This is a genomic window from Cellulomonas septica, assembly GCF_012396155.1.
Classification (GTDB): domain Bacteria; phylum Actinomycetota; class Actinomycetes; order Actinomycetales; family Cellulomonadaceae; genus Cellulomonas; species Cellulomonas septica.
Map to the genome: position 1 here is coordinate 1 of NZ_JAAXOY010000285.1, position 4,385 is coordinate 4,385.

The window sequence follows — 4,385 nt, forward strand, 5'->3', positions numbered from 1 at the left end:
ACGCGACGGACCCGAGGTCGCCCCACGCGGCCGCGAGCCCGTCGACGCCCCGCCGCAGCACGTCGGGCGCCTCCGCGAACGGCACGCGCACGTGGTCCTCGAGGCCGCCGTCGACGCCGAACGCGGGGCCGGGGACCAGCCGCACGCCGTGCCGCAGCGCCGACGCCGCGAGCGCCGACGACACGGGTGCACCGAGGTCGACCCACAGCGACAGCCCGCCGGCCGGCACCGGCACGTCCCACGTCGGCAGCTGCTCGCGCAGCAGCCCGACGAGCAGGTCGCGACGCTCGCGCAGCACGGCGCGACGGGCGGCGAGGACGTCGGCGGCGCACGCGAGGAGCTCCGCGACCACCAGCTGCTCGAGGGGCGGCGTGCCGATGTCGACGTGCGCCCGCACCGACGCCAGCCGGGACACGAGGTCGGGGTGCGCGCGCACCCAGCCGACGCGCAGGCCGCCCCAGAACGACTTCGAGGCCGAGCCGATCGCGACGACCACGTGCGACGCGCTGCCGTCGCCCGGGAAGGACGCCGGCGCGTCGCCGTCGATCGTGAGCTCGGTGAGCACCTCGTCGCCCACGACCGTGGTCCGGTGCCGTCGTGCGATCGCCCGCACGGCGGCGCGCTGGTCGGGGTCGAGGCTCGTCCCGGTCGGGTTGCGGTGGTCGGGGATGAGGTAGACGAGCCGCGGCGCGACCTGGCGGACGGTCGACTCGAGCAGGTCGACGTCGAGGCCGTCGGCGCCCGATGGGACGGGCACTGGTCGTGCGCCGGCGGCACGGACGACGTCGACCGCGTGCGGGTAGGTCGGCTGCTCGACGACGACGCGGTCGCCCGGGCCGGCGTGCGCCGCGACGAGCAGGTGGATCGCCTGCTGCGCACCGGTGGTGACGAGGATCTGGTCGGGCGAGGTCGGGGTGCCGCGCTCGGTGTACCAGCGGGCGACGGCCTCGCGCAGGACGGGCAGGCCGAGCGGCGCGTAGCCGCTACCCGCGAGGTGGCGGGGGAGCGCGTCGAGCGCGGCGAGGTAGGCGCCGTGCAGCGCCGACGGCGCCGACGGTGCCGCGATCGAGAGGTCGGTGAGCGAGTCGTCGACGCCGCCGAGGACGGGCATCGGCCGACGCGCGCCCGGACCGGACGGGAGCGTGGTGACGGTGCCGCTGCCGCGCCGGCTCACCAGGTAGCCCTCGTCGCGCAGCAGCCCGTAGGCGGCGGTCGCGGTCGTGCGGGAGACGCCGAGCGCGTCGGCGAGCTCGCGCTCGCCCGGCAGGCGGGTGCTGATCGGGAGCGTGCCGGACAGGATCGCGGCGCGCAGCGCGTCGGCGAGGGCGGTGTAGGCGGGTCCGCCCTGCTGCCAGGCGCCGAGCAGGCGTGCGACCCGGGCGCCGGCGACGCGGCGGTCGGTGGGGAGGTCCGAGACCGTCATGGAGCCACTTTCCCACAAGTGGCTATGTTCCCGGTAGCCACTCGATCGAGAGGATGAGGCCATGTTGAACGCGCTCGGCCTCACCCTCGTGTGGGGTCTCGTCGGTCTCGGTCTCCTCGCCGCCCTCGTCGTCGCGCTCGCCCGCCTCGTGCGCGGCGACGGACTCGGGCACCGGCCCCCGCCGCCCTGCCGTCCGGACTGGGCCGCCGGGAGCATGCTCGAGGTCCGGTCGAGCGTGCGGACCGGCCTGTGAGGGGCGCGCTGCGCGACCTCGCGCACCGGCCCGTCCGTCGTCTCGTCCAGCTGTTCGCCGGCGTCGTGCTCTACGCGGTGTCGATCGCGCTCGTCGTGCACGCGGGGCAGGGGAGCATGCCGTGGGACGTCCTCACGCAGGGGATCGCGCACCGCACCGGCCTGTCGTTCGGCACGATCACGCTGTTGACGAGCGTCGCGGTGCTGCTGTGCTGGTGGCCGCTGCGCCAGCGGCCCGGGATCGGGACCGTCGCGAACGTCCTCGTCATCGGCTTGCTCGTCGACCCGGTGCTCGCGCTGCTCGACCGCCTGCCCGACCCGTTGCCGCTCGCGGCGGCGATCGCCCTGGCGGTGACCGGCATCGTGCTCAACGGCGTGGCCACGGGTCTCTACGTGGGCGCGCGCCTCGGGCCGGGCCCGCGCGACGGACTCATGACGGGGCTCGTCGCGCGCACCGGGAAGTCCGTCCGGCTCGTCCGCACGACCATCGAGGTGGCCGTCGTGTCCGTCGGCTGGCTGCTCGGCGGCACCGTCGGGTGGGCCACGCTCGCCTACGCGCTCGGCGTCGGTCCGCTCGCGCAGGTCTTCCTGCGCCTGTTCACCGTCCCGCTCGACGACCCCGCACCGCAGCCGGCCGCGGAGCCGGTGACCGCCTGACACGACGGTGCCCCGCCCTGCCCGGAGACCGGGGAGGACGGGGCACCGTGCGTGCCGGCGCGCGTCGGCGCAGCGCCGTCAGCGCGACGCGGGCGACGACTTCGCGGTCTCCGCGGGGTCGGTGACGACCGAGTCGCCCAGGACCTCGTCGATCCGGGCCATCAGCTCGGCGGGGATCTCGACGCCGGACGCCTTGACGTTCTCCGCGACCTGCTCGGGACGCGACGCGCCGATGATCGCCGACGCGACGTTCGGGTTCTGCAGCACCCACGCGACCGCCAGCTGCGCCATGGACAGGCCCAGCTCGTCGGCGATCGGGCGCAGGTCCTGCACGCGGGCGAGCGTCTCCTCCTGCTCGAGGAAGCGCCCGATCATGCGCGCGCCGCCCTTCTCGTCCGTCGCGCGCGACCCCGCGGGGGCCGGCTGGCCCGGCTTGTACTTGCCGGTGAGCACGCCCTGCGCGACCGGCGACCAGACGATCTGCGACAGCCCGAGCTCCTGCGACGTCGGGACGACGTCGCCCTCGATGACGCGCCACAGCGCGGAGTACTGCGGCTGGTTCGACACGAGCCGGAAGCCGAGGTCCTGCGCGAGCTCCTGCCCCGCGCGGATCTGGTCGGCGGTCCACTCGCTCACGCCGATGTACAGCGCCTTGCCCTGCCGGACGACGTGCGCGAACGCCTCCATCGTCTCCTCGAGCGGCGTCGCGTGGTCGTAGCGGTGCGCCTGGTACAGGTCGACGTAGTCGGTCTGCAGCCGCTCGAGCGAGCCGTCGATCGACTCCAGGATGTGCTTGCGCGACAGGCCCGAGTCGTTGGCGCCGCGCGGGCCCGTCGGCCAGTAGACCTTGGTGAAGATCTCGAGGCTCTGGCGGCGCTCGCCCTTCAGCGCCTCGCCGAGCACCGACTCCGCGACGGTGTTCGCGTAGACGTCGGCGGTGTCGAACGTCGTGATGCCCGCGTCGAGCGCAGCACGCACGCACGCCGTCGCGGTGTCGTTCTCGACCTGCGAGCCGTGCGTGAGCCAGTTGCCGTAGGTGATCTCGGTGATCTTGAGGCCGGATCGGCCCAGGTGGCGGTAGTTGACCATGCGATCAACCCTACGTCCGTCACCGGACCGCGCCGCACGGCCCGGGCACCGCCGGGCGACGCGTCAGGCGGGCTTCTGCCCGTGCTTGACCTGCGGCTTCGGCATGCGCGACGGGCGGATCTGGAACGCCCGCAGGACGCCGTACATCGCGGTGCCGCGGACCACGGCCTTCTCCCCGAACTTGGCGATCAGCCGCTTCTTGAGGCCGCGCCACAGCAGCCACCCGTCCACGATCGCGGCGAGCACGTACACGTACAGCGCGACGATCACGTAGAACGCGAACACCGGTGCGGTCTGCGCGAGCGCGAACTGCGCGACGAGCGCGACGGCCGCGACGGGGAGGAACAGCTCGCCGAGGCTCCACCGCGCGTCCACCCAGTCGCGCACGTAGCGACGGACCGGACCGCGGTCCTTCGCGGGCATGAAGCGCTCGTCGCCCGTCTGCATGGCCTTGTACTCGCGGTCGCGCTGCTCGCGCTGCGCCGCCCGGGCGGCCTTCGACGCGGCCTTGCGGTCCTGCGGCACGAGGGGACGCTTGTTGGCGGCCTGCGCCTCCTTGCGCTTGGGCGTGGGGCGTCCCTTGCCGCCGGGGAGGTCGGGGGTCGGAGCCGACTCCACGAGGCCGGGGATCTCGTTCACGGGCTCCTTGCTGCGTCCGAACACCCCCTCAGGGTAGTCGAGTACCGTGGCGATCCGTGACCGACCAGCGCGCTCCCGAGACCCCGACCGACCCCACCGCCCGCCTCGACGAGCTGCGCACGCGCACCGCGTCGGCGTTCGCGGGGATCCGCACGGACCTGGAGGCGCTGGTCCGCATCCCCAGCGTCTCGAACGCCGCGTTCGACCAGGCCCACGTGCGGTCGAGCGCCGACGCGGTCGCCGACCTCCTGCGCGGTGCCGGTCTCGACGAGGTCGACGTGCTCACCGTCACGACGGCCGACGGCCGCACCGGCGCCCCCGCGGT

5 protein-coding genes and 1 pseudogene are annotated in these 4,385 nt (G+C 74.5%); 3 read left to right on the plus strand and 3 right to left on the minus strand.

Features of this window, described 5'->3' with window-relative positions; genetic code table 11:
• On the minus strand, positions 1–1,423 hold a 1,423-nt coding region (yczR, locus tag HGA02_RS11625; RefSeq protein WP_168679147.1), incomplete at its 3' end, for a MocR-like transcription factor YczR.
• A gap of 61 nt (positions 1,424–1,484) precedes the next feature.
• On the opposite strand from yczR, the gene HGA02_RS11630 reads away from it, so the two are divergent.
• On the plus strand, positions 1,485–1,676 hold the full coding sequence (locus HGA02_RS11630; RefSeq protein WP_168679148.1) for a hypothetical protein: 192 nt from the start codon (positions 1,485–1,487) through the stop codon (positions 1,674–1,676).
• A complete protein-coding gene (yczE, locus tag HGA02_RS11635; protein ID WP_343035453.1) occupies positions 1,673–2,332 on the plus strand; it encodes a membrane protein YczE in 660 nt (219 codons plus the stop codon). The genes HGA02_RS11630 and yczE overlap by 4 nt, the downstream gene beginning before the upstream one ends.
• A gap of 78 nt (positions 2,333–2,410) precedes the next feature.
• Here the strand turns inward: yczE and HGA02_RS11640 are convergent, their stop codons facing one another.
• Positions 2,411–3,421 carry an aldo/keto reductase family protein gene (locus HGA02_RS11640; RefSeq protein WP_168679149.1) on the minus strand — a complete coding sequence of 337 codons (1,011 nt, stop codon included), beginning with the start codon at positions 3,419–3,421 and terminating at the stop codon, positions 2,411–2,413.
• A 63-nt stretch (positions 3,422–3,484) separates the two neighbouring features.
• Positions 3,485–4,084 (minus strand): DUF3043 domain-containing protein, encoded by a 600-nt coding sequence (locus HGA02_RS11645; protein WP_124342481.1) that lies wholly within the window; start codon positions 4,082–4,084, stop codon positions 3,485–3,487.
• A gap of 32 nt (positions 4,085–4,116) precedes the next feature.
• On the opposite strand from HGA02_RS11645, the pseudogene HGA02_RS11650 reads away from it, so the two are divergent.
• A pseudogene (locus HGA02_RS11650) lies at positions 4,117–4,385 on the plus strand (dipeptidase); the annotation flags it as partial.